The sequence below is a fragment of the Gottfriedia acidiceleris genome (assembly GCF_050457485.1).
Taxonomy (GTDB): Bacteria; Bacillota; Bacilli; order Bacillales; family Bacillaceae_G; genus Gottfriedia; species Gottfriedia acidiceleris_D.
This window is the reverse complement of the sequence record NZ_JBCMJM010000042.1, coordinates 1-3,928: the sequence shown is the minus strand read 5'-3', so window position 1 is coordinate 3,928 and position 3,928 is coordinate 1. Positions and strand designations below refer to the sequence as shown.

Genomic DNA, 3,928 nt, shown 5'->3' with positions numbered 1-3,928 from the left:
TATTAGGCTGATGTTTTTTTGCGTTATAAAAAATAATATTTAAGATGATGATTTATATCGGAAAAAAAATAATTTAGTTCATTCTTTATTCATATTTTAGTTGTAAATTTTAAAGGTATTGTAAATAAAAAATAGTAAGTGTAAGGAGTAAAGATATGAAAGAAGAAACTAATTCGAATAAAAAAAGTGACTGGAGAAATTTTATCTCTTTAATAAAAAATGCAAATCCTCCTAAATGGTTGTTTGCAATAGGCGTACTATTAAGTGTAGCTACTACTTTAGTCGGGTTACTATTACCTTTGCTTACAAAGAAATTTGTAGATGGTTTTTCATTAGCATCCTTAAGTGCCGGACAAATAGCAGTTTTTGTTATTGTACTAATCATACAGGCTATTTCATCAGCAGCTTCTATCTATCTGCTTAGCCGCGTAGGAAATACAGTTGTTGCCAATGTAAGACACCGGTTGTGGAAGAAAATGATTGTACTTCCAATATCTTATTTCGATGAGACTCAGACTGGAGATAATGTAAGTCGAGTTACGAATGATACAGCAATTTTAAAGGGGTTAATAACAGAACACATAACAAACTTTTTAACAGGAATCATTTCAATTATTGGATCTTTTATATTACTACTAGTATTAGATTGGAGAATGACTTTAGTAACATTTAGTATTATACCTGTCATCGCTCTTATATTTATCCCTATCGGAAAACAAATGTCAAAATTATCAAAAGCAACCCAAGATGAGACAGCAAAGTTCACATCATTAATAAGCCAAGTTTTTTCGGAAATTAGATTAGTAAAAGTTTCGAATGCAGAAACTACTGAAATTACTAATGGAAACAAGGGAATTAATAATTTATTATCTTTCGGTATTAAGGAAGGAAAGTTACACTCTTTTATTGGACCAATTGTTTCCTTTGTATTGATGCTTATTCTAGTAGTTATTATTGGATATGGTGGGGTCAGGGTCTCATCAGGTGCAATAACAGCAGGGGCTTTAGTAGCTTATATACTATATTTATTCCAAATTATCTTCCCAATAACACAAATTACACATTTCTTTACTGAACTTCAAAAAACAAAAGGTGCTACTGAAAGAATGATCAGTATATTAGAACTAGAAGAAGAAGATTATCAAGGTGGTAAAGATGAAGTTGATATGAACTTACCAATTAATATTAATAAGTTGCATTTTGCATATAAGGAAGAAGAGATGTTAACAAATCTTAATTTTGTAATCCCTCCAGGTAAGGTAACAGCTATTGTAGGGCCAAGTGGAAGCGGAAAGACAACTTTATTTTCACTTATTGAACGATTTTACCTTCCAAATAGTGGAGAAATAACAATTGGAGATAATCCAATTAATAATTTCAATTTAGAGAGTTGGAGAAAACAAATAGGGTATGTTGCACAGGAAAGTCCGTTAATTGTCGGTACAATTAGAGATAACATTTGCTATGGAATTAAAAGAGAGATATCTGATAAAGAATTGGGTTATGTATCGGGTATGGCATATGTAGATCAATTTGTTAATGACTTACCTGAAGGTTTTAATACAGAGGTTGGAGAAAGAGGTATAAAACTATCTGGTGGACAAAGACAACGAATAGGTATTGCGAGAGCTTTACTAAGAAACCCTAAATTATTAATGTTGGATGAGGCAACTTCGAATCTTGATAGTAGGTCGGAATTAGTTGTACAAAATGCACTTTCCAATTTAATGAAAGGGAGAACCACTTTAATTATCGCCCATCGTCTTTCAACAGTTATAGATGCGGATCAAATTGTATTTTTAGAAAAAGGAAAAATAACTGGTATAGGGTCACATAGTGAATTATATAGTAACCATTTAATGTATAGAGAATTTGCAGATCAACAATTGAGAGTAAATAGTGCAGTGTAATTAAACTTTAGGGAAGGTGTTTTTATGGCTAGTATTTTAATCGTAGACGATGATCCACATATTCGGAAACTATTAAATGTTTTACTTCGGAATGAGGGCTTTACTGTTTTTGAGTCTACAAATGGTATTGAAGCAATTAGTGTTTTTGAAGATAACAGAATAGATATGTTAATTATAGACTTAATGATGCCTAAAATGGATGGATTCGAGCTTTGTCGAGAAATACGTAACAATTATGATCTTCCTATAATTATGTTAACTGCAAAAGGTGAAACCGAACAGAAAGTTAGAGGGTTTAAATTAGGGACCGACGATTATATCGTAAAACCGTTTGAACCAGTCGAATTGGTTGTTCGGGTAAAAGCTTTGTTAAGAAGATCGAAAATATCTTCATCTAAAATTGTTCAAATAGGACGTCTAGTAATAGACCACGGTAATTACAAAGTTCTAAATGAAAATGAAGTAATCAATATGCCATTGAAAGAGTTAGAGCTTTTATTTAATTTAGCAAGCTCTTTAGGTAGGACATATTCCAGAGAACAATTAATTGAAAACATTTGGGGATTCGATTATGCAGGGGATGAAAGAACGGTAGATGTTCATATAAAGCGATTGAGGGAAAGATTTCCCGAGAAAGAATTTGGTTTTAAAATTTCTACTGTATGGGGATTAGGATATCGAATGGAGTTATTGAATTGAAAGTATTAAAAAAAATTAGAGATGTTATAGGAGCAATATTATTATTAACGACTGCAATAACGATAGGAAGCGTAATTGTTCACTATTCTACTATTTACTTTTATGAACATCATTTCACTAGTTTATCAGACTTAACGATACAAATCATAAATACTTTTTTAACTTTTCTATTACTAATGCTCGGAGGAGCTATATTTGGTAGAATGTTTCATCATCCAAAGCAAATGAAAATGGTAAAAGAAATAATGCAGGCAATTAGAAGTATTTCAAGAGGAGAGTTTAACGTATCAGTGGATCTTGAAAAATTCAGGAATGCATTTGGTGGTGAAATAGGACAGATAATAGATAGCTTTAACCATATGGCAAAAAATTTAGATCAAATGGAAAACATGCGACAAGAGTTTATTTCTAACGTCTCACATGAAATTCAATCACCTTTAACATCAATTAAAGGTTTTGCTAAAGTATTACAAAATGAAAGTTTACCATTAGAAGAACGAAAGCAATATTTAAATATAATCGAGTATGAAAGTACAAGATTATCGAAGCTTAGCGATAATCTACTAAAGCTAACTTCACTTGAATCACAAAACCAGCCAATAGAAAAAAACAGTTTTTCATTAAATAGTCAACTTATGTACTCATTGTTAAGCTGCGAACCTCAGATAGTAGAAAAAAATATCAATATGCATGTTGACCTTGGTAAAATTGACTTTATTGGAGACGAGGCTCTTTTGAATCAGGTTTGGATGAATTTAATAACAAACAGTATAAAATTTACTTCTGACAATGGTGATCTATTTATATCTGCTATTCAAGATAATGACAAGGTGGTTATACAAATTCAAGATACAGGGATAGGTATTTCTGAAGAAGATCAAGTGCATATATTTGAAAGGTTTTATAAAGCAGATAAATCAAGAGACAGGACAACTGGTGGAAATGGTTTAGGTTTATCAATCGTAAAGAAAATTGTTGATATGCATAACGGAATAGTTTATGTAGAAAGTGAGGTCGGTAAAGGGTCACTATTTGTAGTTGAATTACCGTTAATAGCGGAGTAATGTTTCTTCATTATAGTAAATAGAGCTTAGTAAAGATAAATACTCTTTTGCTATAGTGAAAAACATTATCTTTTTTATAATAAAGTTATTGCAATCGTATAAGAATAATGGTATATTATTAAACGTTGTCACATTAAATCAAAAAATGAGGCAAGAAAATAACATAAAAAAGTTATTGACTAAATAAACTTGAATGTGTTATTATAATATAAGTCGCCAAGAGATAAAGCGACAAAGTGAACTTTGAAAACTAAA

Annotated in this window: 3 protein-coding genes; all 3 read left to right on the top strand. The window is 30.9% G+C overall.

What is annotated here, in order from left to right; genetic code table 11:
- The first annotated feature begins 155 nt into the window (after positions 1 to 155).
- From ABEY15_RS24210 to ABEY15_RS24200, 3 genes are read left to right on the top strand one after another with little or no spacing between them, the layout of a single operon-like run.
- Complete coding sequence (locus ABEY15_RS24210) at positions 156 to 1,910, top strand: ABC transporter ATP-binding protein (protein WP_429892499.1); 1,755 nt, start codon at positions 156 to 158, stop codon at positions 1,908 to 1,910.
- A 24-nt stretch (positions 1,911 to 1,934) separates the two neighbouring features.
- Entirely contained in the window at positions 1,935 to 2,609 is a 675-nt protein-coding gene (locus ABEY15_RS24205) for a response regulator (protein WP_429892498.1), read from the top strand.
- Complete coding sequence (locus ABEY15_RS24200) at positions 2,606 to 3,673, top strand: HAMP domain-containing sensor histidine kinase (RefSeq protein WP_429892497.1); 1,068 nt, start codon at positions 2,606 to 2,608, stop codon at positions 3,671 to 3,673. The genes ABEY15_RS24205 and ABEY15_RS24200 overlap by 4 nt, the downstream gene beginning before the upstream one ends.
- The last annotated feature ends 255 nt before the right edge of the window (positions 3,674 to 3,928 follow it).